Genomic DNA, 26,127 nt, shown 5'->3' with positions numbered 1-26,127 from the left:
GCTGGAAGCATGAACACTTCCCTCAGCCCCGGGCAGCGGCAAGCCCCTGATGCCATCACCGTCCGCGGCCTCAACAAAACCTATGGCCTGCCCAAAGGCGGGACCCTCACGGCCGTGGACCAGCTGGACCTCACCATCCGTGCCGGCGAAACCTATGCCCTCCTGGGTCCCAACGGCGCCGGCAAGTCCACCACCATCGAGATCCTGGAAGGGCACCGGAAACCTGACAGTGGCGAGGTCATGGTTCTGGGAACGCGCCCCTGGAAGGCGGCACCGTCCTTCCGCGCCCGGATCGGCATCGTCCTCCAGGAGGCCACCGACTCCGGTGAACTCAGGGTTTCCGAGGCCCTGCGGTCACTGGCTTCCTGTTTCCCGGCGCCCCGGCCAGTGGACGACGTCATCGAAGCCGTAGGACTCGGCGGCAAGGGCGGCGTCCGGATCTCAACCCTTTCGGGCGGCCAGCGGCGCCGGCTGGACGTGGCGCTGGGGATCATCGGCAACCCGGAAGTCCTGTTCCTGGACGAACCCACCACAGGCTTCGATCCGGAAGCCCGTCGACAATTCTGGGACCTCATCCGCCAGCTGAGCAGCGGCGGCACCACCATTGTCCTCACCACGCACTACCTGGACGAGGCCGAGCAGCTGGCGGACCGGATCGGCGTCATCAACCACGGGCGTCTGATCGCCGAAGGCAGCCCGCAGGAGATCGGCGGCCCGGGTCTCCGGGTGCCCCGCGTCCGGTGGCGGGATGCTTCCGGCCTTCGCGAAGTGGTGACCGAGCAGCCTGCTTCCCTGGTCGCGTCGCTGTCCGACGGCGGCGCGATAGAGCCGGCGGAGCTCGCCGTCGTCCGTCCCAGCCTTGAGGACATTTACCTCCAGCTGATCGGTGCCGTGGACGGCGCCGAAAACTCTGCCGAACCATCCGCCGCACGATCTACGGAAGCATCGTCCGTTTCAGGAGCCCTCCGATGAGCACAGCAGTCCCCGCATCCGTCTCCCCCGCCACCGGCCGCCCGGCCTGGCGCCCGTCAGTCCTGCGCCTGGGACTTGGCCGGGTCCTGCTGGAGATCAAACTATTTAACCGTGACGTGCTATCTCTGGTCCTGGTCCTCTTCTTCCCGATCCTGATGATGTCCCTGTTCGGGACTGTTTTCGGTGACGAGCCGGTCTTCGGGGCCGGCCCGGACGGGCAGGGCGGCATCACCCCGGCGCACTACTATCTGCCCGGTATGCTTGCGCTGAGCACCATCCTCAGCGGGTTCCAGAACCTCAGCAGCTACGTGGCCACGGAGCGTTTCAACGGCACGGTGAAGCGGCTGGCCGGTACGCCACTGCCCGCAGCCTCGTACTTCATCGGGAAAACAGGCCAGACGCTCTACCTGATCGTGGCCCAGACTGTCCTCCTATTGCTCGCGGCGGCCGTCCTGTTCGACGTGCCGCTGCCCCGGGATGCCGGGCAGTGGGGCATGGTGGCGCTGCTGATGATCCTGGCCACGGCTGCCTGGGCCACCGTGGCCATCGCGTTCACCGCCTTGCCGAAGTCAGCACAAAGCGCGTCCACCCTGGCGGTCCTGCCGGTGCTGCTCCTGTCCTTTACCTCGGGTGTGTACTTTCCGTTCTCGCAACTTCCGGACTGGCTGCAGTCCGTGACGAATTTCTTCCCCCTGCGCTGGACGGCGAGCGCCTTCAGGTCTGTTTTCCTGCCTGCCGGTTTTGAAGCCGTTGAGCCCGGCGGCACCTACAACCTGCCGCTGACGTTCCTGGTCCTGGGTATCTGGGTGGCCGCGGGTGCCGTGCTGGCCCGGTTGGCGTTCCAGTGGCCGCCGCAGAAGTAGCCGGCTCCGTGCCGCAGCAACCGCCGATCTTGGTAGCCCGGCGGCACGCCGATAGGGTGCACCCATGAGCTATATGAGCGGACGGACCGAGCGGCTGCTGCCGGCACGGTCCGTGTGGGCCACCTCCATGGTCTGGTGGCACGCCGGCTTCTACGCCGCACTGGCCAGCGTGTCGTATTTCGCCATGTTCGGCGACGAGCGCGAGTCGGGGACGCCCCTGGTCGTTGGTGCGCTGGTGCTCCTGGGGGCCGCGTACCCGTTCCTGACCCGGACCAAGGATCTCCGGACACTGCGGCCCACCATCTACGTGGCACTGCTGGTGGCGGTGGTGGTGTTCCTGTCGTTTGTGTACGACGGCGCCGGGGTCCTGCTGTTTGTGGCCTTCCCGCAGGTCTGGATGTTCACGTCCTCACAGCGCCAGGGCGTAGCAGCCACCGCCGTGCTGTGCGTCGGCGTGGCCGTTGGCCAGATCAACCGCTGGGGACTTGCCGGCACGGAGGTTTACGGCATCACGGCCCAGTTGGTGACCTCGTTTGTGGCCAGCTGCATGATCGGACTCTGGATCTCGAAAGTCATTGAGCAAAGCGAACAGCGTGCCGAGCTGCTGGCCGAGCTCGAGGCCACCCGCCACGAACTGAACAACGCGGAACAGGCACGCGGTGCATTGGCTGAGCGTGAGCGGATGGCCCGGGAAATCCACGACACGCTGGCCCAGGGGTTCACATCCATCGCCATGCTCTCCGAAGCGGCGCAGGCCCAACTCAGGGCGCAACCCGAGGCCCCCTCCGGGCTGGTGCGCAGCCTCACCGCCATCACGCGGACGGCCCGGGAGAACCTCGCGGAAGCGCGGGCCCTGGTGGCCTCAGGCGTCCCGTCCGATGTGCAGGGCGGAGACCTCCTGGCGGCACTGAAGCGGCTGCCGGAGACCCTGCACCTGGACAGCATCCGGCTGACCGTGGAGCTGCCCGACAACCTGCCCCCGCTGCCGTCCACGCAGCAGGTGGCACTGCTCCGGACCGCCCAGGAGGCACTCAACAACGTCCGCAGGCATTCCGGAGCCACGGCCGCGGAGGTACTGATGGATATCCCTGCCGGCGGCCCGCCGCTGCTCCGGCTGACCGTCATGGACAACGGGCAGGGTTTTGACGTCTCGGCGGATCACCAGGGGTTCGGCCTGAAGTCGATGGCTGCCCGGCTGGACGAAATCGGTGGCCGGCTGCAGGTCACTTCCGCGCCGGGCACCACCCGGCTGGTGGCGGTGGTCCCCACCGAGGCCCTCGGGCCCGGCGGCACAGACACCGGACCAGGGACCCGCGGTACGGACGCACCCCTGCCCGGAGCCGTGACATGAGCCTCCCGGAAACTGTGACTGTTGTCCTCGCCGATGACCACCCCGTGGTCCGGAGCGGCCTGGCCGCGCTGCTGGACACCGCGGACGGCATCGATGTGGTGGCCGCCGCGGCCAACGGCGTGGAGGCGGTGGACGCTGTCAGCCGGCTGCGCCCCGCCGTCGTCCTGATGGACCTGCGGATGCCCGTCCTTGACGGCGCCGGCGCCACGGCGCAGATCCGGGACCGGTTTCCTGACACCAAGGTGCTGGTGCTGACCACGTACGACGACGACTCCGACATCATGCGCGCCGTGGAGTCAGGGGCGGTGGGCTATCTCCTGAAGGACACGGCCGGGGACCGCATCATCGAGGCCGTGCGCGCTGCAGCGCGCGGTGAGACGGTTCTCGCTCCGCCGGTGGCGGCACGCCTGGTCTCGCGGATGCGCGCGCCTGAACTGCCGCGGCTGACAGCCCGGGAGGTGGAGGTCCTTCGCTGCGTGGCGCAGGGATTGAGCAATCCCGAGGTGGCCACCGCGCTCCACATCGCCGAGGCGACGGTCAAGACGCACCTGCTGCGGATCTTCAACAAGCTGGACGTGGACGACAGGACCCGTGCCGTGGTCCTTGCCATGGAGCGGGGCCTTTTGTAACCGGTTTGTGTCGTAACGCACACCGGCGACTACAATCTAGGTGAGCTCAGCGTGGCGCTCTGCCTGTAAACCTTCACACCAGGATTTGAGCCGAGACATGAAAATTGGAATTCTTACCAGCGGCGGCGACTGCCCCGGACTGAACGCTGTCATCCGCGGAGCCGTCCTCAAGGGCATCGCCATCCACGGCCACGAATTCGTGGGGTTCCTGGACGGCTGGCGGGGTGTCGTCGAAGGCGACATCATCGACATCCCCCGCAGCATGGTCCGCGGCATCGCCAAGCAGGGTGGCACCATCCTGGGCACCTCCCGCACCAACCCCTTTGAAAACGGCGGCGGGCCGGAGGTCATCAAGGCCCACATGGACCGCCTCGGCATCGACGCCATCATCGCTATAGGCGGCGAAGGGACCCTCGCGGCCGCGAAACGCCTTACCGACGTCGGTCTCAAGATCGTGGGTGTCCCCAAGACCGTGGACAACGATCTTGACGCCACCGACTACACCTTCGGTTTTGATACGGCCGTCCAGATCGCCACCGAGGCCATCGACCGGCTCCGGACCACGGGCGAGTCCCACCACCGCTGCATGATCGCCGAGGTCATGGGCCGCCACGTTGGCTGGATTGCCCTGCACGCCGGCATGGCCGCCGGCGCCCACGCCATCCTGATCCCCGAGCAGAAGGTCAGCATCGAGCAGATCACCGAATGGGTCCAGGAAGCCCATGACCGTGGCCGCGCCCCGTTGATTGTTGTTGCCGAGGGCTTTGTTCCGGACCACATGGAATCCCCGCACTCCGAGCGCGGCCTGGACACGTTCGGCCGGCCCCGTCTGGGCGGCATCGCGGACCGGCTCGCCCCCGAGATCGAAGCCCGCACCGGCATCGAGACCCGCGCCACGATCCTGGGGCACATCCAGCGCGGCGGCGTCCCGTCCGCGTTCGACCGCGTGCTCGCCACCCGCCTGGGCATGGCGGCGATCGACTCCGTGGTGGAGGGCTATTGGGGCACCATGGTGGCGCTCAAGGGCACCGACATTGAGCACGTGAGCTTCGACAAAGCCCTGGGCCAGCTGAAGACCGTACCGCAGAACCGCTACGACGAGGCTGCGGTCCTGTTCGGCTAAGCCCGGTCAGCACGAACGGACACTTGAGGCCCTCCGCTGTGGGGCCTCAAGTGTCCGTTCGCGCTTCCCTGTGCTGGGTAGGCTGGGGATATGACTCTTGACCCCGGTTCCGCCGCCATCATCCAGCTCGCTTGGGCCCGGCATTTGGGGCTCGACGACGGCGCGTTCGCTGCGTCGCTGACTTCCGGCGAGCGTATGGTCAGGGCCGACGCCGCTGCAGAGACTGTGGAGTTCGTCAGGCTGTTCGGCAGCTCGGCACTGGTGGGCCCGCAATGGGTCATTGACGCCGCCGCCGGAATTCCGGACGAGGAGATGGCCCAGCATGTGACGCTCCTGACCCTGACCCGGTCCCACGGAGGCCACGGCCTGGGCTCGGCGGCGTTGTTCTTCGCCGACGACCTGCCCCTGCGCCAGCCTTCCGAAGAGCTGACCGTGTCCCACGGAAACCCGGAGGCGATCGAGCTCGAAGGCCTGTGCCCGCCGGACGACGTCAACGAAGTGCACCTGTCAGAACTCGAGAACCGCTACACGATCCTCCACGAGGTGGACGGGCTGCGTGTTCCGGTGGCCTGCGGCGCCTACGGGGAGTGGGAAGGACTTCTCGCGCAGATGGGAGTCCTGGTGGACCCCGAGTGGCGGCGCCGCGGGCTGGGATCCGTGGCCGCATCCATCGCAGCCCACGAGGCCCTCGCGGCGGGCCTCACCGTCCAGTGGCGGGCCGAAGTCAGCAACACCGGGGCGGTGGCCCTGGCGCGCCAGCTGGGCCTGTCCACCGGCGGCATCCAGACCAGCGTGCACCTGGGCTGACGCTGTCTAGGACGGCTGCCTACTTTTGGGACACCGCCTAGGACGCCCGGTTGGCGTCCTGTACAGCCGCAGGAGCCGCCGGCTGACCGCTCCAGCCCGCCACGGCCTTGGGCTTGGCGAAGAACAGTGCCACGGCAGCGCCCACCAGGATCACACCGGCAGGAAGCAGGATGGACTGTCCCATCGCCGTCGAGAATCCATCATGGAGCGCCTCAGGCAACTGGCCGGAGAATTCCATTCCGCCTGCCCCGGGACCTTGCACGGGAAGCTCCGCGGCCAGGCGCGCCTGGATGAGCACGGCGATGGCCGCGCTGCCCAGTACCGCGCCGATCTGGCGGGTGGTGTTGTAGACCCCGGAACCTGCCCCGGCCTGACGCGGGGGCAGATTGCGCGTGGCCGTGGAGCTCAGGGGCGCCCAGATGCCGGCATTCGCGAACCCCAGGACAGCACTGGGAAGGAGGAAGAGCAGGATGGGAGTATCCGGGTGCATCAGGGCAGAGTTCCAGAACAGCGCCACGGCCATCAGGACCAGCCCGCCGGCAGTGATGTACTTCGGATCGACCCGGTCGATGATCTTGCCCACCACGGGCGCCAGCCCACCGGAGATGAGGGCCATGGGAACCATCATGAGCGCCGATTCGGTGGGCGTCATGCCCCGCACCAGCTGGTAGTAGAAAATTAGCGGCAGCGCGAAGGCGGTCACGGTGAAGCCAACGGTGGTGATGCCGATGTTTGCCAAGGAGAAATTGCGGTCCCGGAACAGGCCCAGCGGCAGGAGCGGCTCCCCCTTGTTGAAGCGCTGCCAGAGAATGAACGCCCCAAGCACCACCATGCCGGTGATGATGAGACCCCAGACGCTGACGGGGCCCACGATGGTCCCCCAGTTGTACGTCTCGCCTTCCTGGATGCCGAACACCAGGAGGAACAGCCCGACGGCGCTGAGCAGCACGCCCGGAATGTCGAACTTATGGGCGTGCGTGCTGAGGGTGGGGACGAACCGCCAGGCGAGGATAAATCCAACGATGCCGACCGGCACGTTGATGAAGAAGATCCATTCCCAGCCGAGGCTGTCCACGAGCAGGCCGCCCAGGATTGGTCCCACCAGCGTTGCCAGGCCCGCGGTGGCGCCCCACAGGCCCATGGCGGCGCCCCTGCGGTCCGGCGGGAAGATCCTGGTGATCACGGCCATGGTCTGGGGTGTCATGATGGCGGCACCCAGACCCTGGAAGATCCGTGCGGTGATCAGGGTCTGGACGTCACCGGCCAGACCGCACCAGAGGGAGGCGAGCGTGAAGACCACGAGGCCGGAGAGGTAGAGCTTCTTGGGTCCGAAGCGGTCGCCAAGCCGGCCGGTGATCAGCAGCGGCACGGCGTAGGCCAGCAGGTAGGCGCTGGTCACCCAGATCACGGCGTTGATGTCCGTTCCCAGCCCCTCCATGATGCTGGGGTTGGCCACCGACACGATGGTGGTGTCGATCAGGATCATAAAGAACCCGATGACCAGTGACCAGAGGGCTGGCCAGGGCCGCTTTACATTCTCCAAGCGTCAGTTCCCCAGCAGATCCAGGATGTCGGTGCGGGCGAACATCTGCGCTGCAGCCCGGGCGGAGGGACTGCCGGCGTCGGGATCTGCACCGGCGTCCAGCAACACGCGGGACACGTCCGTGTAGCCCTTGAATGCTGCGCCGGCCAGTGGGGTCTGGCCGCGGTCGTTGGCCGTATTGGCCTCTCCGCCGTGCTCGAGGATCAGCTGCACCGTCTCAGCGTGGCCGTGGTAGGCGGCCAGCATCAGCAGGGAATCCCCGGCCGTGTTGGTCATGGTGGCCGGAGCCCCGGCGTCAAGATACGTGCGCAGGAGACCGGTGTCCCCCTCCCGGGCAGCCTGGAAGAGCCGGTGGGCCAGCGCCACAGCCTCGTCGTCGGGCGTTGAGGCGTCAGGCGCAGCGGCATCGGGTTTGGCGGCGCCTGTTGAAGCTGCGTCGGGTGCGGTGTTCTCGGTCATCAGCGGGTCCCCCTCAGGAATCCAGTCTGGCGCCCCACTACCTGGCCGGCGTCGGGAGCAACAATTACTTCCTGGGCAGCGATGTAAGGCTCCTCGCCGTCCAGCACGGTCAACATTTCATCCGGTGCGACGGACCGTTTGATGACGGCCAGCGCCACCGGACCCATTTCGTAGTGCTGGGCAACGGACGTCACTGTCCCGACCTTCCGCTCGCCCAGCATGACCTGGCTGCCGGGCGCCGGCATGGTGTGCTGCGACCCGTCCAGCTGCAGGAACACCAGGCGCCGCGGCGGATGGCCCAGGTTGTGGACGCGGGCGATGGTCTCCTGGCCTTTGTAGCAGCCCTTGGACAGGTGCACGGCGGTGCGGAGGAGGTCCAGTTCGTGCGGAATGGTTTTGTCGTCGGTTTCAGCGCCCAGCCTGGGGCGCCACGCGGCAATGCGGAGGGCTTCAGCCGCCATTACGCCGGCGAGCGGGCGGTCCGCCACAGTTTCCTCAAGTTCAGCGGCCGGCACCAGATACTCGATCCAGGGCCGCTCCAGCCCCGGGTGTCCTTCTTCCGGAACCACAGCATAGGAGTAGCCGCCGGCGCCGACGTGCGGCCAAGGATCCCGCCAGGCCAGCAGTGCGGACCATTCCTCCACAGCCTTTGTGGACGCGAGCACGGCCCAGTCGGCGGAGACGTCGGTGACCTCCACGCGCAGCATGAACTTCATTTTGTTCAGCCACTCAGCCAGCGGTGCAGCCTCGGCGGCCTCAACAATCAGCCAGGTGGTCCCGCCGTCGTCCACTACACGGGCGTCAAACTCGATCCGGCCCTGGACACTCAGCAACAGCAGCTCGCTTGACTCCCCCGGCTGCAGGCCGGTGACCTGCTGGGAAGACAGGGTGTTCAGCCAGGTCAGCCGGTCCGGACCGCTGACCGTCACCACGCCGCGGTGAGAGAGGTCGACGACGGCGGTACCGGCTGCGAGGGCGCGCTGCTCACGCAGCGGCTCACCGTAGTGGGATGCGACGCCGGCGTCCGCGCCGGTGGCCTCGACGGCGCCGGGGCGCGACAGTAGGGGGCTGGGAGTAGTCATACTGGGGCAACGTCCTTAGGTCGGTGGGTATTCCGGTCTCGGGCAGCGGGTCCTGACAAGCTCGACCACCGGTGGGTCAACCACCCGGGGGCGGCGTCAGCGGTATTCCGGGTTTTCGAAATCGAAGCGTGTTCCGGCTTTCCATTCTTCAGGAAGATTGCCGTACGCGGGAATCCCGCCGACGTCCTTAAGCATCCGGGCGAAATGCAGCAGGTTCCAGGTCATAAACGTGGTGTTGCGGTTGGTGAAGTCGGATTCGGGGCCGCCGGAGCCTTCGTCAAGATAGCTCGGGCCGGGGCCCACCGGGCCGATCCACCCGGCGTCGGCCTGGGGAGGGATGGTGAAGCCGACATGCTGCAGGCTGTACAGCACGTTCATGGAACAGTGCTTGATGCCGTCCTCGTTGCCGGTGATCAGGCAGCCGCCAACCTTGGGGTAGAACACCCATTGGCCCTTGTGGTTCAGTTCCCCCGAATGGGCGTAGAGCCGTTCGATCAGCTTCTTGGTCTGGGAGGAGTTGTCGCCCAGCCAGATGGGACCGGCAACCACCACAATGTCGGCTTCTTCAACTGCCGGGTAAAGTTCCGGCCACTCATCGGACGGCCAGCCGTGCTCGGTCATGTCCGGGTAAACACCGCTGGCGATGTCGTGGTCGACAGTCCTGATCACGCGCGTGCTGACGCCCTGCTTCTCCATGATGAGGCGGCTGACATTGATCAGGCCCTCGGTGTTGCTGGTCTCCGGCGACCGTTTAAGGGTCCCGTTGAAGTACACAGCCTTCAGGTCGCTGTAATCCGTGGAGTCCTGCGGTGCAGCCATGACGCTCCCTTGATTCACTCGTGGGTGAAGCCCAGGATGCCAAGTCTACTGAGAATCGGTGAAGCGGCAGGGCGTCAGGAAACCTTTTTCAGGAAAGCAGAGGCGTGCGCTTCGAGACCCTTGCCGGGCTGCGATGTTCCGCCGGTGGCCACGTCCCAGCGCCAGAGCAGGTTGCCGTCCACCAGGCCGAAGATCCGGGTGGCCGCGCTGTAGTCCTTGGAATGGCTGCCGCGCATCACCATGTCGGTGGTGAGCTGGATCTGCGGGCCCTTGATCTGCCCGTAGTAGAGCTCGGAGATCCCGCCGGGATGTGAGATGGACACCGAGATATCGAAGCCGCCGTCTTTATTGCGCAGCGCTTCGACTTCATCGGCGCTCTTGAGTGCGGGAACAATATCGGCCGGAATCAGGCCCGGTCCGCCGTCGGCATCAAGCTGTTTGCGCTCCAGCGCCCAAAAACCGGTCTCAACTGTCAGCGGCCGCAGGCGCGTGCCGTCGTCGTCAGTTAACCAGCTCTCCGCACGGTACTGAAGGTACGGCAGCCCGTTGTGCGTGAAGGACACGTGCTGGAGGAAGTGCTCCGAGTCCTCGTCCCCGCTGCCGAGCCGGCCGCTGCCTTCCCACTCACCAATGAGCCAGGAAAGCGGAACAAGTTCCGGTGTCAGGTCTGTAGGAATTTCTATCGGCACGGCAATTACCTCAGGAAAATGCTAGCTCGTTGAACGGGTTTACTTCTGCCCTTTGAAGAGGCGGTAAACCACAAAGCCGGCGAACCAGGCCATGGACAGGCTGGCGATGCCGAGCAGGACGAGGAAGAAGATTTCAAATGCAAGTACGGACATGATGCCATCCTAACCGGTTAGTAGATGAGTAGTTTGTCTATGAAGTAAGCCAGGGAGCCCACGGCCGAAACCGGTGCAAGCCCCATGCTAACCGCAGCCAAAAGATTCAGCGGACCGCCGCGGAGTGTTACGAGGCGGCGGAAGCTGACCAGGACGGCGCCAACCACAACGCCGAAGATCGCCGCCGGCAGAACAGCAATGTCGGAGAAGACCAGGCCAGCGAGCGGCCCGGCAAGTCCTGCCATCACGATGCCGAGGGGGGCCACGATGCTGTCCGGCCAGCGGATGAGGCCGGCCAGCAGCGCCACGGCAGCGCTGATGGCTGCCACCAGGAGCATCTCGCGGACGCCGTTGAAGCGCGCGCCGGCGACCCAGCCTGCTCCCAGGCAGGAGAGGAGCACACCGGCGCAGCAGCCCAGGGTGGATTCAAGCCGCTGGGCCTGGCCGGTGCCTCGGATGAGCTGCACCACAAACACGGCCATCATTCCCAGCGCCATAAATGCAGGCGTCCAGTCCAGGAAACCCGGGGCGGGGACAAAGCCGGCCGCGAGCGCCGATCCGACGCCGGGCAGCGCGATGACGGCTGCAAGGGTCTTTTTCGCGGGGATGCGGAGAAAGTGGGGCCAGCCGATGCCTACCGCCACAGCAATCACCGCGGCGACGCCGATGAGTGCCTCGCGCGAGATGTAGACGCCGGCGATGATCGCTACGAGTCCCGCCACTCCGACAACACCGATGACCCACGAGCCCAGTGACTTTGCCGGGGCCTGCACCTCGGCGGTCATCGGGAACCCGGCCGGCCGGTTCGCTTCGGCTTCGACTCTGCACTCAATTCGTGGCATCCCATTCTGGCTGTGGACCCGGCGGCTCGGCCTTCGGTGTCAGGGCGTTCTGCCCGACGGTTCAATCCTGCCTTATGTGACCCGGATATGTCGCAAAACGAAGGTTTGAGGGGGCGGAATCCGTGCTGTCGTGCAGGCCGGTGGGTATACTCAGAGTTCAGCTACGCTTCCTGCTACGGATGCCGGCCGGATAGATTCTTAGTCGGCCAAGTCCGCTGCAGTGAGATAGTACCGGCCGGCGAAAACCCGGTTCAGTCGCCCGAAGATGCGCGGACGCCCCTTGGAGGAACAATGTCGCACATCCTGCTATTGACGAACAGCACCGGTTCTTCGGTAGACATTCTGCCTGCCCTGGAATTGCTGAACCACCGCGTGCACATCCTCGCCGCGGAACCCACAGCACTACTGGAGACCGATCCCTGCGATATTGTGCTCCTCGACGCACGCAAGGACCTCGTAGGCGCCCGCTCCCTCACCCAGCTGCTCAAGGCCACAGGTTTGAGCGCGCCCTTGGTCCTGATCCTGACCGAGGGCGGTATGGCCGCTGTTTCTTCGGCCTGGGCCGTGGATGACATCGTGCTCGATTCAGCCGGTCCCGCCGAAGTGGAAGCCCGAATCAGGCTCTCCGTGGCGCGGGCAGTTCCGGACAAGGATGACGCCCCCACGGAGATCCGGGCGGCAGGCGTGGTGATCGATGAAGCGAGCTACACTGCCCGCGTGAACGGCGCCCCGCTGAACCTGACGTTCAAGGAATTCGAACTCCTCAAATATCTGGCCCAGCACCCCGGCCGCGTCTTCACCCGCCAGCAACTGCTCACCGAGGTGTGGGGCTATGACTACTACGGCGGCACGCGCACCGTGGATGTCCACGTCCGGCGGCTGCGTGCCAAACTCGGCGCGGACCACGAAAACCTGATCAGCACGGTCCGGAACGTCGGCTACCGCCTGACCCTGGTGCGGCAGCAGGAAGACGAACTGACGGAAGCCTGACACCGTTCAGACAGCAACAGCCCCGGACCAGTGGTCCGGGGCTGTTGCTGTCTTAGTCAGGCTGTATTTGTGGAGGACATACGGGTCGAACGTATCGAGGCCACCCCATTGGTGGATCCCCCTCGTTCCCACCGTTAGCGGCGGGTGAGATATCGACTATACGTGCCTGCCCCGGGGCCATCAAATCGGAGCGCCTTCCGGCCGGGGCGTATAGCCTAGCCTCATGAGTCCTGCGCACCCGGAAAAATGGCCCGTCCTGATTGTCCACGGCGGCGTGGAACAACAGCTGCTGAAGGACTGCGTGGCGCTCCTGGCAGCTGCCGAGGAGTCTGACGGCAACCCCTCGCTTTCCGAGCAAACAGTGGTGACACTCCGCGCCGGGGACTCTGCAGAGCATTCCCTCCTGACCCTGGCGCTCTACGCGCCGGACGAGGATTCCGATCCCTCCTCCGGCCAGGACCTGGCCGGGTTTGCCGTTGTTGTGGAGGAGCCGGACGGCAGTGGAGTGCTGGAAATTGCCGTCCACCCCAGCTACCGCAACCAGGGCGTGGCGGACCGGCTTGTCGGCGCACTTCAGTCCGGGCGAGGCCTGGATGGGCTGAAGGCCTGGTCCCACGGCAACCACGAGGCAGCCGCGGACCTCGCCGCCCGCTACGGCTACGGTCCGGTGCGCGAACTCTGGAAGATGAGGCTGACCACCGCCACGGCAGAACTGCCCGACGTCGGCCTGCCGGATGGCGTCACGCTCCGCCCCTTTGTGCCGGGCAAGGACGAGGACCGCTGGCTGGCTACGAACCGCGCCGCATTTGCCCACCACCCCGAGCAGGGCTCGATGTCCCGCGCGGACCTGGATGCCCGCATGGCCGAGGACTGGTTTGATCCCGCCGGCTTCCTGTTGGCCGTGGACGCCGAGGACCGGTTGCTGGGATTCCACTGGACCAAGGTGCATCCGCGCCACGGCGCCCACCCTGCGATCGGCGAGGTCTACGCTGTGGGCGTCACACCGGCCGCGCAGGGTATGGGCCTGGGAAAAGCACTCACTGTGGCTGGCATCAGGCATCTGCAGGGCCTGGGGCTTCACGCCGTCATGCTCTACACGGATGCCGACAACACCGCTGCCGTTTCCCTCTACCGGGGCCTGGGCTTCACACGCTGGGATATGGACGTAATGTACGGACCGCTGGCCTCCGTTTAGTGGCGCCCGAGTGAGTTATCCCACTCGTGTGACCAACGACTTCGGGTGGCCCGAAATCTAGGGCTTGTGGACGCTGATTGATTGTAAGGTTGGTAAAGAACCGCGCCGGCCGAGGGCCAGCATCAAGCGCCAGGTAAGAGGAGAGACCATGAAACCGGAACCCGCCGGAACAGTCACGTCCGAGGGCGCTTCAGTGCCGGTGCGCGCGCGCTTCGGCTCATCCGAAGTCCCTGCCTCGCGTGCAACGCAGGACCGGATCGACATCCCCGAGTTTGCGCCCAACCTTGTGCCCGAAGGGGACATCCGGCCTGACCGTTTCCTGGACCGCGAACTCAGCTGGCTGGCTTTCAACTCCCGCGTCCTGGAACTCGCCGAAGACCCCTCGCTCCACCTCCTGGAACGCGTGGCTTTCCTGTCCATCTTCGCGTCCAACCTGGACGAGTTCTTTATGGTCCGGGTGGCAGGCCTGAAGCGGCGCATCGCCACCAACCTCGCCGTGCCCTCCCCTGCCGGCCTCAGCCCTGTGGAGGTGCTGGAGAAGATCGGCGACGAAGCCCACCGCCTCCAGCAGCGCCATGCCCAGGTCTACGCCGAACAGATCCGCCCCGCCCTGGCCTATGAGCACATCCACCTGATGCACTGGGAAGAACTGGATGACGCCGCCAAGCAGCAGCTCAGTGCCATGTTCGCCGAAAAGGTCTTCCCGATCCTGACGCCGCTGGCCGTGGACCCGGCACACCCGTTCCCCTACATTTCGGGGCTCTCCCTCAACCTGGCCGTCGTGGTCCGCAACCCCGTGAGCGACAAGGAACTTTTCGCCCGCCTCAAGGTTCCGGACCAGCTTCCCCGCCTGATCTCCATCGACGGTCCGCGGGCCGGGGCCGTGGCGGGACGCGTGGCGCGTTTCATCGCGCTTGAGGAAGTCATCGCCGTCCACCTGGACAAGCTCTTCGCCGGCATGGAAGTCCTGGAACACCACATCTTCCGCGTCACCCGCAACGAGGACCTCGAAGTGGAAGAGGACGACGCCGAGAACCTCCTGCAGGCGCTGGAGAAGGAACTGCTGCGCCGCCGGTTCGGCCCTCCCGTCCGCCTCGAAGTCACCCACGACATCAACCCGAACATCCGGGCCCTGCTCATCCGTGAGCTCGGAGTGGACGAGTCCGAGGTTTACTCGCTTCCGGCTCCGTTGGACCTCCGCGGCCTGTCCGTCATTGCCGGAATTGACCGTGCCGACCTTCATTACCCCAAGCACATGCCGCACACGTCCCGGTTCCTCAACGAGTCCGAGACGTCCAAGGCCGCCAACGTTTTCTCGGCCATGCGCCGCCGCGACATCCTGCTCCACCACCCGTACGACTCCTTCTCCACGTCGGTGCAGGCGTTCCTGGAACAGGCGGCCGCGGACCCCAAGGTCCAGGCCATCAAGCAGACCCTGTACCGGACCTCGGGCGACTCCCCCATCGTCGACGCCCTGATCGATGCCGCCGAGGCCGGCAAGCAGGTGCTGGCCCTCGTGGAGATCAAGGCCCGGTTCGACGAGCAGGCCAATATCTCCTGGGCCCGCAAGCTGGAACAGGCTGGCGTCCACGTGGTCTACGGCATCGTGGGCCTGAAAACCCACTGCAAGCTGTCGCTGGTGGTCCGCCAGGAAGTGGACGGGCTGCGCCGCTACTGCCACATCGGCACCGGCAACTACCACCCCCGCACGGCCCGCTACTACGAGGACCTTGGCCTGCTGACCGCCAACGACCAGGTGGGCGAGGACCTTTCCAAACTGTTCAACCAGCTCTCCGGCTATGCGCCGAAGTCCACGTTCAAACGGCTCCTGGTTGCTCCGCGCTCCGTCCGCTCCGGGCTGATCGACCGCATCGAGACCGAGATCCGCAACGCCCGGGCCGGGCTGGCCGCCAGGGTGCAGATCAAGGTCAACTCCATGGTGGATGAAGCCATCATCGACTCCCTCTACCGCGCGTCCCAGGCCGGCGTGATGGTGGACGTCATTGTGCGCGGCATCTGCTCGCTGCGTCCCGGCGTCCCGGGCCTCAGCGACAACATCACCGTGCGCTCCGTGCTGGGCCGCTTCCTGGAACACTCCCGCGTGTTCGCCTTTGCCAACGGCGGCGATCCTGTGGTTTACATCGGCTCGGCGGACATGATGCACCGGAACCTGGACCGCAGGGTCGAGGCCCTGGTCCAGCTGTCCAATCCCGACGACATCAGCTACGTCCTTAACCTGCTGCGCCGCTACATGGATCCTGAGACAGCCAGCTGGCATCTGGATAACCAGGGCCTGTGGAACCGGCACCACATTGCCGACGACGGCAGCCACCTCGACGACATCCAGTCCTGGCTGCTGGCGTCGCGCACCCGCCAGCGCAGCCTGAGCCGGCGGTAGGGCTACGGCGTTGGCGAGCGACATCCTCGTAGCAGACCAAACAGACCATCCCCGCGAGGCAGTCGCCGTCGTCGCGGCCGGGGCGCTGCCCTGGCGTATCAACTCCGAAGGTCTCGAAGTCCTGCTGATCCATCGTCCGCGATATGACGACTGGTCCTGGCCCAAGGGCAAGATCGACGCCGGCGAGACCCTTCCCGAATGCGCGGCCCGTGAGGTGCAGGAGGAGATCGGACTTGATGCACCCCTGGGCATTCCGCTGCCGCCGATCCACTACCGGGTGGCGACTGGACTGAAGGTGGTCCACTATTGGGCGGTCCACGTCAACGGAGCCCGCCTCGTTCCCGACGGCAAGGAGGTGGACCGCGTGGTGTGGTGCGCCCCTGAAACGGCCGCAGGACTGCTGTCCAATCCGACCGACGTCGTTCCCTTGGAGTACCTGCGGGCAGCCCATGGCCGGGGTGACCTCAACACGTGGCCGCTGATTGTGGTGCGGCATGCAAAGGCCAAGCCCCGCTCGTCCTGGTCCAAAGCCGAGGGTGAACGGCCTCTGGCCGCGACGGGAATCAGGCAGGCGCAGGCCGTCAGTCGGCTGCTGCAGGTCTGGAAGCCGCCGCGCGTGGTGACGAGTCCCTGGCAGCGCTGCGTTTCAACGGTGGCGCCATACCTGAGGGCAACAGGGGCCAAGGTCAAACTGGTGGAAGCGCTGACGGAACACCGGCACGCCAGGACCCCCAAGAAAACCGCTGCCGCCATTGAGTCGCTCCTGGAGAAGGCACGGCCCGTCGCCGTCTGCACGCACCGTCCCGCACTGCCCACTATCCTGGGCCAGCTGGGCAAGCACATGCCGGGCCGCGTGCGCGCGCTCCTGCCGGACGCCGACCCGTACCTGTCCCCTGGTGAGCTGGTGGTGTGCCACGTGGCCATCGACAACAGGCGCCGCATCGTGGCAGTGGAGCAGTTCAAGCCCTTCGACGACTAGGTTTTTTTGGTCAATGCCGGGCGCGACGCCACAGCCTGTTGACCCCGAGATGTTTGTATCAAATACTTAGTACATTGATGCGCAAAATCTGGGGGATGATGTGCCAGGCGTCGACGGTCTCGAAATAGCGGTACACAACGTGCCGCCCATGGTCCTGTTGTGGCCGTTCCTGTTGGCCGCCGGCCTCTACCTGCTGTTGCGGTGGGTGATCAGAGCCCCGGGCGGCGGGACCACCGCCGTCACGGTTTCCCAGCATGCGCTGTGGATCGGCGTGATCGGATGGTTGGCTAGCTCCCTGCAGGCCGCGGGGACTGCGGGCATCATTCCGGCGGGCAACACATCGCCCACCCTGGCCACGCCAACAAGCATCCTCGGAGCTTTGGCGTGGCCGGTCCTGGGCTGCCTCGCGGTCCATGCCGTGGGGCAGCTGAGCTACCCCGGACCCCGGCTCCCCCGCCGGCTGGCCTCCCTGGAGATCCGCCGCATCCGGGACTTCCTGCCCCGTCCCCTGGCCTGGACTGTCGCCGCGATCTTTGTGGGTTCGGCGCTGCAGATCGGGTTTGTGGCTGGCCTTCCCGCCTACGACGCCATCCCGTATGGCGCTTTGCAGGAAGGCCCGAGCAGTTTCAGGCGCATCGGTGGGGACGGCCGGATCCAGGGTTACATTTTGGCCGCCTGCCTAGGCGCCGCCTGGCTGACGCTGGCCTTGGGAACCGCGCTGGTGCTCAAACTCATCAGCCACCGGCGGCAGCTCGAGGCCCTGGATGCACCAGAGAGCGACCTGCTGCGGACCATCGCCATGAACAGGCTCTTGAGGACCGTCGCAACCATCGCCGCCGGGCTTGCCGCGGTGGCAGGCAATTTTGCTGCCCGGCCCGATCCGGCCGCCAATGTATCCAGCTGGACCAACCCGGCCGGATTTGCGGCGTTCGTGGTGCTGCTGGTCATGTGGGGGTGGGCGCCGCCCAAGCTCCCCAGCGTCCAGGTCAACGGCAATGGGAACAGGGCGGCGCTCTCAGAATCACCGGCCGCCGCGCATCCGGCAACCCGTCTCGTTGTTTCCCTCGGGGCAGCCATGGGGTTCACCCCGGTAGCAGCCGCCGTACTGGGATTGTTCGTGCCCGGTCTCTATTTCCCCGGTGCCAACCTTCCGGGGCTGCCGATGCTATTTGTCGCGCTGATGGCGGCAGCCGTTCTGCTGGTGGCTGGGGCCGGCGAGCTGCTGCTCCAGCGCAGCTATGGCACCCACGGGATACCGCGGACATGGCCGCGGCAGGTGGTGAGCCCGGCTTTGCTCACCACGGCGATCGTCGCCGTCGTACTCTTCGTCGCGATCACGGTGCTGACTGCTGCCGGGGAATGGGAACTGCGTGAGGCCGGGCTGGACGGTTTCCTGCGCCCGGGCGGCACGCCCCCCGATGGTTCTCCCGGCTGGGTGATCGCGGCGGTTGCGACGGCGGCCGTCGCGGCCATCGCCAGCCTGCCGGTTGTTGCGGCCCGGAGGCGTCGCAGCATATCCACCGACATCCACGGCCTGGACGCCGCGCTGCGGGCCATCACGGTCCATCGTGTGGTGCGGACGTTCGCGGCGTTCTGCACAGCCCAAGCAGGCGTGCTGCTGATGACGGCAAGCCAGGCCTGGCCGCCGCTGCTGGGCCTGCCGGCAACAACCTGGGCAGCCCCGTGGCAGCCGGCCATCATTGCCGGGGCGCTGCTCGCGGCCGCCGGCGTGCTGATCGCCGTCATCCCGGTCAAGGGTTTTGCCCGAACTCCAGCCGCCGCGGCGAAGCCTGTCCCGGAACGGGTGCCGTGAACGCCGGCATCTCCGTGGACCTGCGCTCGGCAACCCCGCCGTATGAACAGATCCGCTCGCAGATCAGCGCCCTGATCGCCACCGGAACACTCACCGCCGGAAGCCGGCTGCCCACGGTCCGCAGCCTGGCCGCCGATCTGGGCATCGCCGCCGGAACGGTCGCGCGGGCGTACAAGGAACTTGAAGCTGCCGGATTCATTGAATCCCGACGGCGGAACGGCACCGTCGTCGCGCAGCCGGCACCGGGCGGCGCCCAGCAGGCAGGCGGGCCGGTGCCGGAAGCGGTGACTGCCGCCGTCGACCTTCTGGTCAATGCCGGCCGCGACGCCCGACTCACCGATGAACTGCTGCTCGATCTGGTCCGCGGCAAGCTGAGGAAGGGCTGATCCGACGCGCGGCCGGCGGCCAACGCTGAGGCCAGCCGCGGGACCCTTGCGGGGTCGGCAGGGCTTGGCCCGGTAGACTTTAGCCGTGAGCATCCCGACGCCTTATGAAGACCTCCTGCGCGATGTCCTGGCCCATGGCACGCACAAATCCGACCGGACGGGCACCGGAACCACCAGCGTTTTCGGCCGTCAACTGCGCTTTGACCTTGGCCGGAGCTTCCCGCTGATCACCACCAAACGCGTACATTTCAAGTCCGTGGCAGTGGAACTGCTGTGGTTCCTGCGCGGTGAATCGAACGTCAAATGGATGCAGGACCAGGGCGTCAGCATCTGGAACGAGTGGGCCGACGCGGACGGCGAACTCGGCCCCGTCTACGGCGTGCAGTGGCGCAGCTGGCCCACCCCTGACGGCGGCCATGTTGACCAGATCGCCGAGCTGGTGGAGAACCTCAAGACCAACCCGGACTCGCGCCGGCACATCGTGTCTGCCTGGAACGTCTCCGAGCTCAAGGACATGGCACTGCCCCCGTGCCACGCGTTCTTCCAGTTCTATGTGGCCGACGGCAAACTGTCCTGCCAGCTGTACCAGCGCTCGGCGGACATGTTCCTGGGCGTGCCCTTCAACATTGCCTCCTACGCCCTGCTCACGTGCATGATTGCGCAGCAGGTGGGGCTGGAGCCTGGCGAGTTTGTCTGGACAGGCGGCGACGTCCACATCTACGAGAACCACATGGACCAGGTCCTGAAGCAGCTGGACCGGGAACCGTATGAATACCCGCAGCTGTTGATCACCCGGAAGCCGGCGTCGATCTTCGACTACACGCTCGAGGACTTCGAAGTGGTGGGCTACCAGCACCACCCCACAATCAAGGCCCCGATCGCCGTATGAGCACCGAAAACGCAGCAGACCCCCAGGACTTCACGCAGGAACTCGCCGGTTCCGTGACCGGCGTCGGCCTTGTGTGGGCGCAGACGTCCGGCGGTGTGATCGGCAAGGACGGCGATATGCCCTGGCACCTCCCTGAGGATCTGAAGCACTTCAGCCGGCTCACCATGGGGCACCCCGTGATCATGGGCCGCAAGACGTGGCTGTCCTTCGCGGACAAGTACCGTCCCCTGCCCGGCCGGACGAACATTGTGATCACCCGGCAGAAAAACTGGGGCGAATCGCCCGAGGCGGAGGGCGCCGTCGTGGTCCCCTCCCTGGATGATGCCCTCCTTGAGTCGCAGTTCGTCGACGGCGGCGGGACCGTGTGGATCCTGGGAGGCGGCGAAGTCTTCCGCCAGTCCACCGAACTCGCCAACGTCGCGGTGGTCACCACCATCGATATGGAGGCCGACGGCGACACGTTCGCTCCGGAGCTCGATGAGACCTGGGAGGCGGCGGCGTCCGTCCCGCCAGACGGGTGGCTGACGGCGGCCAACGGAACGCGCTACAGGTTTACCAAATGGATTAGGACGCAGGGCTGAGATGTTGAAAAAACCGGAAACACTGTTTGTGCTGGGCTACATGCTGCTGCCGCTGCTCGCGCTGCTCTCTGCGATCGTGGGCCTGACCATGATCCTGGGCGGCAACAAGATCGCCGGCGCCATCGTGCTGGTGGTGGTGACGCAGGTGTTTGCCTTCGGCGCCTTCTACGCGTTGCGCCTCCGCAAAGCCGCGGTGCTGGAGGAAACCAACCGCAGCTGACGTCTGTTTCCTGCCACACGCCGTCGCGCGTTATCCCTCACGGTAGTGACGTAACCGACTGCGCCCTGCGCGATCCGGCGTCTAAACTGGACGAATGACTACAGCAGCTACCCCCTCCGTCGGCCTGGTCGGATGGCGCGGCATGGTCGGCTCCGTCCTGATGCAGCGCATGCAGGACGAGGGCGACTTCGCCAACATCAACCCGGTGTTCTTCTCCACGTCAAACGCGGGAGGTGCCGCCCCGTCGATTGCCGGTGCTGCCGCTGGCGCCGCCGGCAAGCTTGAGGACGCGTTCGACGTCGACACGCTGGCTAAGCTGCCCATTATTGTCACCGCCCAGGGCGGGGACTACACCAAGCGCGTGCACACCGAGCTGCGTGGCCGCGGCTGGGACGGCCTCTGGATCGACGCCGCCTCCACGCTGCGCATGAACGACGACTCGATCATCGTGCTGGACCCGATCAACCGCGACGTCATCGACAAGGGCCTGGTCAACGGGACCAAGGACTTCATCGGCGGCAACTGCACCGTTTCCTGCATGCTCATGGGCCTCGGCGGGCTGTTCAAGAACGGCCTCGTCGAATGGGGCACGTCCATGACCTACCAGGCTGCCTCCGGCGGCGGCGCGCGGCACATGCGCGAGCTCCTGAGCCAGTTCGGCACGCTCAATGCCGAAGTCAGCTCGGAACTGGACGACCCGGCGTCGGCCATCCTGGAAATTGACCGCAAGGTCCTGGCCCATCAGCGCTCCGACATCGACGCCACCCAGTTCGGCGTGCCCCTGGCCGGCTCCCTCATCCCGTGGATCGACGCGGACCTGGGCAACGGACAGTCCAAGGAAGAGTGGAAGGCCGGGGTTGAAACCAACAAGATCCTGGGCACATCGGACGAAAACCGGATCATCATGGACGGCCTGTGCATCCGGATCGGCGCCATGCGTTCGCACTCGCAGGCACTGACGCTGAAGCTCCGCGAGGACCTCTCCGTGGCCGAGATCGAGAAGCTCCTCGCCGACGACAACGAGTGGGCCAAGGTCATCCCGAACACCAAGGAAGACTCCATGGCAGGCCTGACCCCCGTCGCCGCGTCCGGCACGCTGGACATCCCCGTGGGCCGCATCCGCAAGATGGAAATGGGCCCGGAGTACATCAGCGCCTTCACCGTGGGCGACCAGCTGCTCTGGGGCGCCGCCGAGCCGCTGCGCCGCATGCTCAACATCGCCACAGGGAACCTGTAACCTCCCGCCACACAGCAACGCGGGGTCATTTACCGCCCGATCCGCACCCGCGGAAGGGTCGTAAGTGACCCCGCATTGCTGTGTGATGTCACGTGTTGAGGAACTCAAGGTACCGTTCGGCGGCCTTGCTGAACACGGCCTGCGCAGCGGGTCCAAGTGGCTTGGCTGCGTCAAACAGTGCAGGCACGACGGCGGCGCTACGGCTGGTTCCGGCCCGCGCCCACGTGCCGATCACCTCTCCCCCGGCCACGACGGTCTTCTTGAACACTCCGTTGCCGCCCGGGACGATCTTGTTGGCGTGCTCCGGCGCCAACACCAGGCTGCGGTCCTGGTAGCCCAGCAGGAACTCGTCGAAGCCCGGCAGCAGGAGCACGGAGCGCTGCCCGGGCACGCCGTCGTCGAGCATTGATGCAGTCTCCGGTGACATCCAGTAGGGGACACCCCCGAATTCCAGCTCCACCAGTTGCCCGCTGACCAGCTCAAACGCTGCCCGCACGTCGGTCAGGGGAATCTGCGTCCACCAGGCGAAGTCGCGGACGGTGGCAGGGCCATGGCTGCGGAAGTAGCGCAACATGAACTCGGCGATCGCTTCCTGCCGCTCAAGCTCGCGCGACACGGGGATCCAGTCATCGAACGCTACCAGCAGCTGCTGGTTCCCGGCCAACGGCCCTTGAACCAGCCAGGCGTGCCGGCACAGCGTCCCCAAGAGGTGGATCCCCCGCTGGCCGGTGGTGGGCTGCCCGGCTGCCTCAAACACCTCGAAGAGTTCGGTCCGGCTCACGGGACCGCCGGCCGCAATTCGCTCCAAGGCAACGTCGCGGCACTTCTCGATGTCCGCCCAGGTGATGTCCAGTTCCCGGTGCCGGCCGGCAATGATGCGGCTGAGACGCTCGGTGGTGAGGTCCAGCATCCAGCGCAGATCCTCTGGAGCCACCAGGTGCAAGGTGCCGCGCATCGGCCAGGACCGGACCACCCTTCCGCTGTCCAGCGCGGCGCGCACGTCAGTCAAACCTGCGCCCGGAACGCGGAGGCCGATGGCCCAGAGGGCGGCCTGCAGGTCCTGAGCCTGCGTGGCTGTCATCCAGCGGACCGCGGCCTCTACGGAGCCGAGTCCGGGACCGAGCAGTCCTTGAGAGGCAAGGCGTAACCTGCCCATCACCTTGGGGCTTACGCGGTTCACTGCCATGTCCTCATCGTAGGACCTGGCCCGATAGGGTGTAAGCATGACTTTGGGGAGTTTGTGGCAATTGTTCGCGCGCGGAACACAGGCATGGCTGGTGGCAGGGACCGTATCCGTCCTGGCCGGCGTGGCCATCGGGCTGGCCCCGGCCATTGGTTTCCAGCCCCTGGGATTCCCGGGAGGCGGCGGCGAGGCACCCCTGGAACTCCTCTTGCCTTCCCTGTTCCTGTCGCTCGGCGGAGGGTACGCCGTGCTTTTTCCCGGTATCCGGGTGGGCCGCGGCAAGGTCCGCATTGTCCGTGACTGGAAGCTCTATCCCGTCAGCGGCCGGCTGCTCTGGATCCTCGCCCATGCCACCGCCGTGATCGGATTGGTGGTTTGCATTCTTGCAGCCGCGACCCACCCGGCGGTTCCGGGACTTATGGTCTGGCTGTTTATGGGGCCATATCTGGCGCTGACCGGCTGGGCCGCCGCCCTGCTGGGCATGGCCACGAACGTCCGGCTGATCGGCACCGTTGACGGGCGCCTGGCGCCGGTCACGCAAGCAGGCTGACGCTAGAGCGTCACGCCGATGAGCAGCGGTTCCGGGTGCAGTTCAATGCCAAAGCGTTCGACGACGCCGGCGCGCACCTCGCGCGCGATGGCCAGTATGTCCTTGGCGCTGGCGGAGCCGCGGTTGGTGATGGCAAGCGTGTGCTTCGTGGACAGTGACGCCCGGCCGCCGGAGGCGCTGCCCTCCTCCAGGCCATAGCCCTTGCCGAATCCCGCCTGGTCGATCAGCCAGGCGGCGGACAACTTCACCAGCCCCTCTGCCCCCGCGGGGTACTGCGGTGCGGACTCCGGCAGCGTTGCCGCCACGTCCACGGGCACAACCGGGTTGGTGAAGAAGGAGCCGGTGGAATAGGTGTCCCGGTCGGCCGGGTCCAGCACCATGCCCTTGGAACCCCGCAACCGCAGGACCTCCCGGCGGACATCGTTGGAGTACGCCCGTTTGCCTGCTTCAACGCCCAGGGAGCGGGCCAGTTCGGCGTAGCGGATAGGCGCGCTCATCCGGCCCAGCGGCAGCTGGAATTCCACGGTCAGCACCACGTAGCGGGGTGAGCCCTCGACCGTGGTCTGTTTCAGGATGGAATCGCGGTAGCCGAACTTCAGCTCTGAGTTGGTGAACGTCTGGACCGCGTTCCGGGTCCGGTCCCAGGTGCGGACAGCCGCGATGGTCTGGGAGACGTCAGAGCCGTAGGCCCCGACGTTCTGCACGGGCGTGGCGCCCGTGGCCCCCGGGATGCCGGAAAGTGCTTCGATGCCGGACCACGCATGCAGCACTGCGTGCTCCACCAGGGCATCCCAATTGTGGCCGGCCTGGACCACCACGGCCACGCCGCCGCAGGAGTCCTCGGCGTTGACGGTGAACCCTTCGGAGGCGATCCTGATCACGGTGCCGGGGAACCCGTCGTCGGAAATCAGGAGGTTGGAGCCCCCGCCGATGATGAGGACCTGCTCGCCCGCAGCGTCAGCCGTGCGGACGGCGTCGATGATCTCCGCCTCGGTGCTGGCCTCAACATATTTGCCGGCGGGGCCTCCGACGGCGGCCGTGGTCAGGTGGGAGAGCAGTGTTTGAGTCACCAACTTAGACTAACTTAGGCCAACACTAGGTAACTTTCCGGGCCACCGGTGAGAGCAGGAAGGTGGCCACCAGCATCACCATCACGGCCAGCAGCGAGTGCAGGATGCCCACGTGTTCAGCCAGCAGCCCCAACAACGGGGGCCCGCATAGGAAGGCGCCGTAGCCGATGGTGGACACGACGGAGACGCGGGCCGCGGCCTTGGCGGGATCGTCCGCCGCGGCCGACATGCCCACCGGGAACCCCAGTGAGGCGCCGAGTCCCCAGATGGCCAGGGCCACAAAGGCGAGCCAGGGAACGGGGGCAAACACAAAGAGCCCGAGCCCCAACACTGCCAGCGCGGCGCACCAGCGCATCACCGGAACGCGGCCGAAGCGGTCCAGGACCACCGTGCCGGCGAAGCGTCCGATGGTCATAAACGTCACGAAGAGCCCGTAGCCGGCGGCTCCGGCAGCGTCGGTCTGGCCGTGCCCGTCGGCGAGGGCCAGGGCTACCCAGTCCCCTGCTGCGCCTTCGGCCAAGGCAAGCCCCAGGACCATGACACCCAGCAGCAGGGTGCGCCGGTCGCGCCAGGCCTCCGCGATCTTGCGCTTGTTGTCCAGCGGGGCCCCGGAAACGTCAGCCGGCGCGCCGGCGGTGACAATGGGGATGGGTCCGGTGAACGGGTCCTCGAAGTTGTCCGGTACATACTTCCGCTCCCCCGCGACCGGGGTGACATCCGCACGGAACCAGGCTGCCGCCGTCGTCACCGAGACGGCAACCACGACGCCGGCGGCGGCCAGGTGCCAAAACACCGGGACGGAGGCAGCTGCGGCCCATGCGCCAAAGCCTGCACCTGCCACGGTGCCGAGGCTGAACGCGCCGTGGAGCCTGGGCATGATGTGCCGGCCCACCGCGCGTTCCACGGAGGCGCCCTCGACGTTGGAGGCCGTACTCCAGCTGGCGGAGCCGAGCCCGATGACGGCAAGTCCCACGGCCACCGCGACCGGCGTGGCCAGGACCGACGTTCCAAATCCGGTGATGGCCATGCCGCAGGCCACCATGATGGCGCCTGTGCGGATGGTCCGTTTGGAGCCCAGACGGAGCACGATCAGCCCCGACGCGGACACCGAGACGAACGATCCCAGGGTCATGCACAGCAACAGCAAACCGACAGTGCCGGGGGTCAGGTCCAGCCCGTCGCGGATGGCCGGAAGCCGGGAAACCCAGGACGCGAAGGCCAGCCCACTGCCGGCGTAGGCAACCACCACGGCATTGCGCCAGGCAGTGACCTCGGCAGCGGCAGTTGTGTTGACGGTCAAAGGA

The 26,127-nt window shown here is 66.4% G+C and carries 26 protein-coding genes; 17 read left to right on the top strand and 9 right to left on the bottom strand.

Features of this window, described 5'->3' with window-relative positions; all coding sequences use genetic code 11:
- Positions 1-9: 9 nt before the first annotated feature.
- From AU252_RS16705 to AU252_RS16680, 6 genes are all read left to right on the top strand, one after another.
- Positions 10-972: an ABC transporter ATP-binding protein gene (locus AU252_RS16705; RefSeq protein ID WP_058931698.1), complete on the top strand. Its 963-nt coding sequence runs from the start codon at positions 10-12 to the stop codon at positions 970-972.
- On the top strand, positions 969-1,835 hold the full coding sequence (locus tag AU252_RS16700; RefSeq protein WP_058931697.1) for an ABC transporter permease: 867 nt from the start codon (positions 969-971) through the stop codon (positions 1,833-1,835). The genes AU252_RS16705 and AU252_RS16700 overlap by 4 nt, the downstream gene beginning before the upstream one ends.
- A 64-nt stretch (positions 1,836-1,899) precedes the next feature.
- A complete protein-coding gene (locus AU252_RS16695; protein ID WP_083510455.1) occupies positions 1,900-3,186 on the top strand; it encodes a sensor histidine kinase in 1,287 nt (428 codons plus the stop codon).
- The gene (locus AU252_RS16690) at positions 3,183-3,815 is read left to right on the top strand and encodes a response regulator (protein ID WP_058931695.1); all 633 of its coding nucleotides are present in this window, start codon (positions 3,183-3,185) and stop codon (positions 3,813-3,815) included. Before AU252_RS16695 ends, AU252_RS16690 begins: the two co-directional genes overlap by 4 nt.
- Positions 3,816-3,912: 97 nt before the next feature.
- Positions 3,913-4,938: an ATP-dependent 6-phosphofructokinase gene (locus tag AU252_RS16685; RefSeq protein WP_058931694.1), complete on the top strand. Its 1,026-nt coding sequence runs from the start codon at positions 3,913-3,915 to the stop codon at positions 4,936-4,938.
- A gap of 90 nt (positions 4,939-5,028) precedes the next feature.
- A complete protein-coding gene (locus AU252_RS16680; protein ID WP_058931693.1) occupies positions 5,029-5,745 on the top strand; it encodes a GNAT family N-acetyltransferase in 717 nt (238 codons plus the stop codon).
- Positions 5,746-5,782: 37 nt separating this feature from the next.
- On the opposite strand, the gene AU252_RS16675 is transcribed toward AU252_RS16680, so the two are convergent.
- From AU252_RS16675 to AU252_RS16650, 6 genes are all read right to left on the bottom strand, one after another.
- Complete coding sequence (locus tag AU252_RS16675) at positions 5,783-7,288, bottom strand: DHA2 family efflux MFS transporter permease subunit (protein WP_058931692.1); 1,506 nt, start codon at positions 7,286-7,288, stop codon at positions 5,783-5,785.
- 3 nt (positions 7,289-7,291) lie between these two features.
- A complete protein-coding gene (locus AU252_RS16670; RefSeq protein ID WP_083510454.1) occupies positions 7,292-7,747 on the bottom strand; it encodes an ankyrin repeat domain-containing protein in 456 nt (151 codons plus the stop codon).
- Positions 7,747-8,829, bottom strand: a complete 1,083-nt coding sequence (locus tag AU252_RS16665; RefSeq protein ID WP_058931691.1) for a YgfZ/GcvT domain-containing protein — start codon at positions 8,827-8,829, stop codon at positions 7,747-7,749. Before AU252_RS16665 ends, AU252_RS16670 begins: the two co-directional genes overlap by 1 nt.
- A gap of 96 nt (positions 8,830-8,925) precedes the next feature.
- Positions 8,926-9,648, bottom strand: a complete 723-nt coding sequence (locus tag AU252_RS16660; protein WP_058931690.1) for a flavodoxin family protein — start codon at positions 9,646-9,648, stop codon at positions 8,926-8,928.
- Positions 9,649-9,722: 74 nt separating this feature from the next.
- The gene (locus AU252_RS16655; RefSeq protein ID WP_056344475.1) at positions 9,723-10,337 is read right to left on the bottom strand and encodes an FABP family protein; all 615 of its coding nucleotides are present in this window, start codon (positions 10,335-10,337) and stop codon (positions 9,723-9,725) included.
- Positions 10,338-10,507: 170 nt separating this feature from the next.
- Positions 10,508-11,275, bottom strand: a complete 768-nt coding sequence (locus tag AU252_RS16650) for a hypothetical protein (RefSeq protein ID WP_058931689.1) — start codon at positions 11,273-11,275, stop codon at positions 10,508-10,510.
- A gap of 348 nt (positions 11,276-11,623) precedes the next feature.
- On the opposite strand from AU252_RS16650, the gene AU252_RS16645 reads away from it, so the two are divergent.
- The 10 genes from AU252_RS16645 to asd all read left to right on the top strand — a co-directional run bounded on the left by AU252_RS16645 (position 11,624) and on the right by asd (position 22,020).
- Complete coding sequence (locus tag AU252_RS16645) at positions 11,624-12,322, top strand: winged helix-turn-helix transcriptional regulator (RefSeq protein ID WP_056344481.1); 699 nt, start codon at positions 11,624-11,626, stop codon at positions 12,320-12,322.
- Positions 12,323-12,545: 223 nt separating this feature from the next.
- A complete protein-coding gene (mshD, locus tag AU252_RS16640) occupies positions 12,546-13,517 on the top strand; it encodes a mycothiol synthase (protein WP_058931688.1) in 972 nt (323 codons plus the stop codon).
- 148 nt (positions 13,518-13,665) lie between these two features.
- On the top strand, positions 13,666-15,915 hold the full coding sequence (locus AU252_RS16635; RefSeq protein ID WP_058931687.1) for an RNA degradosome polyphosphate kinase: 2,250 nt from the start codon (positions 13,666-13,668) through the stop codon (positions 15,913-15,915).
- A gap of 10 nt (positions 15,916-15,925) precedes the next feature.
- A complete protein-coding gene (locus tag AU252_RS16630) occupies positions 15,926-16,894 on the top strand; it encodes an NUDIX hydrolase (RefSeq protein WP_058931686.1) in 969 nt (322 codons plus the stop codon).
- Positions 16,895-17,042: 148 nt separating this feature from the next.
- Positions 17,043-18,707, top strand: a complete 1,665-nt coding sequence (locus AU252_RS16625) for a hypothetical protein (protein WP_240484211.1) — start codon at positions 17,043-17,045, stop codon at positions 18,705-18,707.
- A complete protein-coding gene (locus AU252_RS16620) occupies positions 18,704-19,093 on the top strand; it encodes a GntR family transcriptional regulator (RefSeq protein ID WP_058931685.1) in 390 nt (129 codons plus the stop codon). Before AU252_RS16625 ends, AU252_RS16620 begins: the two co-directional genes overlap by 4 nt.
- Before the next feature lie 85 nt (positions 19,094-19,178).
- Entirely contained in the window at positions 19,179-19,982 is an 804-nt protein-coding gene (locus AU252_RS16615) for a thymidylate synthase (protein WP_058931684.1), read from the top strand.
- On the top strand, positions 19,979-20,563 hold the full coding sequence (locus AU252_RS16610) for a dihydrofolate reductase (protein ID WP_058931683.1): 585 nt from the start codon (positions 19,979-19,981) through the stop codon (positions 20,561-20,563). Before AU252_RS16615 ends, AU252_RS16610 begins: the two co-directional genes overlap by 4 nt.
- Position 20,564: 1 nt before the next feature.
- Positions 20,565-20,783 (top strand): NF038396 family protein, encoded by a 219-nt coding sequence (locus AU252_RS16605; RefSeq protein WP_056344500.1) that lies wholly within the window; start codon positions 20,565-20,567, stop codon positions 20,781-20,783.
- A 94-nt stretch (positions 20,784-20,877) separates the two neighbouring features.
- Complete coding sequence (gene asd, locus AU252_RS16600) at positions 20,878-22,020, top strand: aspartate-semialdehyde dehydrogenase (protein ID WP_058931682.1); 1,143 nt, start codon at positions 20,878-20,880, stop codon at positions 22,018-22,020.
- Positions 22,021-22,108: 88 nt separating this feature from the next.
- On the opposite strand, the gene AU252_RS16595 is transcribed toward asd, so the two are convergent.
- The gene (locus tag AU252_RS16595) at positions 22,109-23,206 is read right to left on the bottom strand and encodes a winged helix DNA-binding domain-containing protein (protein ID WP_058931681.1); all 1,098 of its coding nucleotides are present in this window, start codon (positions 23,204-23,206) and stop codon (positions 22,109-22,111) included.
- Between the two features lie 37 nt (positions 23,207-23,243).
- Here AU252_RS16595 and AU252_RS16590 point away from each other — a divergent pair, with 37 nt between their 5' ends.
- A complete protein-coding gene (locus AU252_RS16590) occupies positions 23,244-23,753 on the top strand; it encodes a hypothetical protein (protein WP_157769010.1) in 510 nt (169 codons plus the stop codon).
- Between the two features lie 2 nt (positions 23,754-23,755).
- Here the strand turns inward: AU252_RS16590 and AU252_RS16585 are convergent, their stop codons facing one another.
- Both AU252_RS16585 and AU252_RS16580 read right to left on the bottom strand, forming a co-directional pair.
- Complete coding sequence (locus tag AU252_RS16585; RefSeq protein ID WP_058931679.1) at positions 23,756-24,823, bottom strand: UDP-N-acetylmuramate dehydrogenase; 1,068 nt, start codon at positions 24,821-24,823, stop codon at positions 23,756-23,758.
- Between the two features lie 25 nt (positions 24,824-24,848).
- Positions 24,849-26,123, bottom strand: a complete 1,275-nt coding sequence (locus tag AU252_RS16580) for an MFS transporter (protein ID WP_058931678.1) — start codon at positions 26,121-26,123, stop codon at positions 24,849-24,851.
- Positions 26,124-26,127: the final 4 nt, after the last annotated feature.

This window comes from Pseudarthrobacter sulfonivorans, from assembly GCF_001484605.1.
In the GTDB taxonomy this organism is placed as follows: domain Bacteria; phylum Actinomycetota; class Actinomycetes; order Actinomycetales; family Micrococcaceae; genus Arthrobacter; species Arthrobacter sulfonivorans_A.
This window is presented reverse-complemented; position numbering and strand designations above follow the sequence as displayed.

Bases quoted from the DNA above. Each gene is read 5' to 3' on its own strand.
- AU252_RS16705 (WP_058931698.1), top strand. From the start codon at position 10: ATGAACACTTCCCTCAGCCCCGGGCAGCGGCAAGCCCCTGATGCCATC.
- AU252_RS16700 (WP_058931697.1), top strand. From the start codon at position 969: ATGAGCACAGCAGTCCCCGCATCCGTCTCCCCCGCCACCGGCCGCCCG.
- AU252_RS16695 (WP_083510455.1), top strand. From the start codon at position 1,900: ATGAGCTATATGAGCGGACGGACCGAGCGGCTGCTGCCGGCACGGTCC.
- AU252_RS16690 (WP_058931695.1), top strand. From the start codon at position 3,183: ATGAGCCTCCCGGAAACTGTGACTGTTGTCCTCGCCGATGACCACCCC.
- AU252_RS16685 (WP_058931694.1), top strand. From the start codon at position 3,913: ATGAAAATTGGAATTCTTACCAGCGGCGGCGACTGCCCCGGACTGAAC.
- AU252_RS16680 (WP_058931693.1), top strand. From the start codon at position 5,029: ATGACTCTTGACCCCGGTTCCGCCGCCATCATCCAGCTCGCTTGGGCC.
- AU252_RS16670 (WP_083510454.1), bottom strand. From the start codon at position 7,747: ATGACCGAGAACACCGCACCCGACGCAGCTTCAACAGGCGCCGCCAAA.
- AU252_RS16665 (WP_058931691.1), bottom strand. From the start codon at position 8,829: ATGACTACTCCCAGCCCCCTACTGTCGCGCCCCGGCGCCGTCGAGGCC.
- AU252_RS16660 (WP_058931690.1), bottom strand. From the start codon at position 9,648: ATGGCTGCACCGCAGGACTCCACGGATTACAGCGACCTGAAGGCTGTG.
- AU252_RS16650 (WP_058931689.1), bottom strand. From the start codon at position 11,275: ATGACCGCCGAGGTGCAGGCCCCGGCAAAGTCACTGGGCTCGTGGGTC.
- AU252_RS16645 (WP_056344481.1), top strand. From the start codon at position 11,624: ATGTCGCACATCCTGCTATTGACGAACAGCACCGGTTCTTCGGTAGAC.
- mshD (WP_058931688.1), top strand. From the start codon at position 12,546: ATGAGTCCTGCGCACCCGGAAAAATGGCCCGTCCTGATTGTCCACGGC.
- AU252_RS16635 (WP_058931687.1), top strand. From the start codon at position 13,666: ATGAAACCGGAACCCGCCGGAACAGTCACGTCCGAGGGCGCTTCAGTG.
- AU252_RS16625 (WP_240484211.1), top strand. From the start codon at position 17,043: ATGGTCCTGTTGTGGCCGTTCCTGTTGGCCGCCGGCCTCTACCTGCTG.
- AU252_RS16610 (WP_058931683.1), top strand. From the start codon at position 19,979: ATGAGCACCGAAAACGCAGCAGACCCCCAGGACTTCACGCAGGAACTC.
- AU252_RS16605 (WP_056344500.1), top strand. From the start codon at position 20,565: ATGTTGAAAAAACCGGAAACACTGTTTGTGCTGGGCTACATGCTGCTG.
- asd (WP_058931682.1), top strand. From the start codon at position 20,878: ATGACTACAGCAGCTACCCCCTCCGTCGGCCTGGTCGGATGGCGCGGC.
- AU252_RS16595 (WP_058931681.1), bottom strand. From the start codon at position 23,206: ATGGCAGTGAACCGCGTAAGCCCCAAGGTGATGGGCAGGTTACGCCTT.
- AU252_RS16590 (WP_157769010.1), top strand. From the start codon at position 23,244: ATGACTTTGGGGAGTTTGTGGCAATTGTTCGCGCGCGGAACACAGGCA.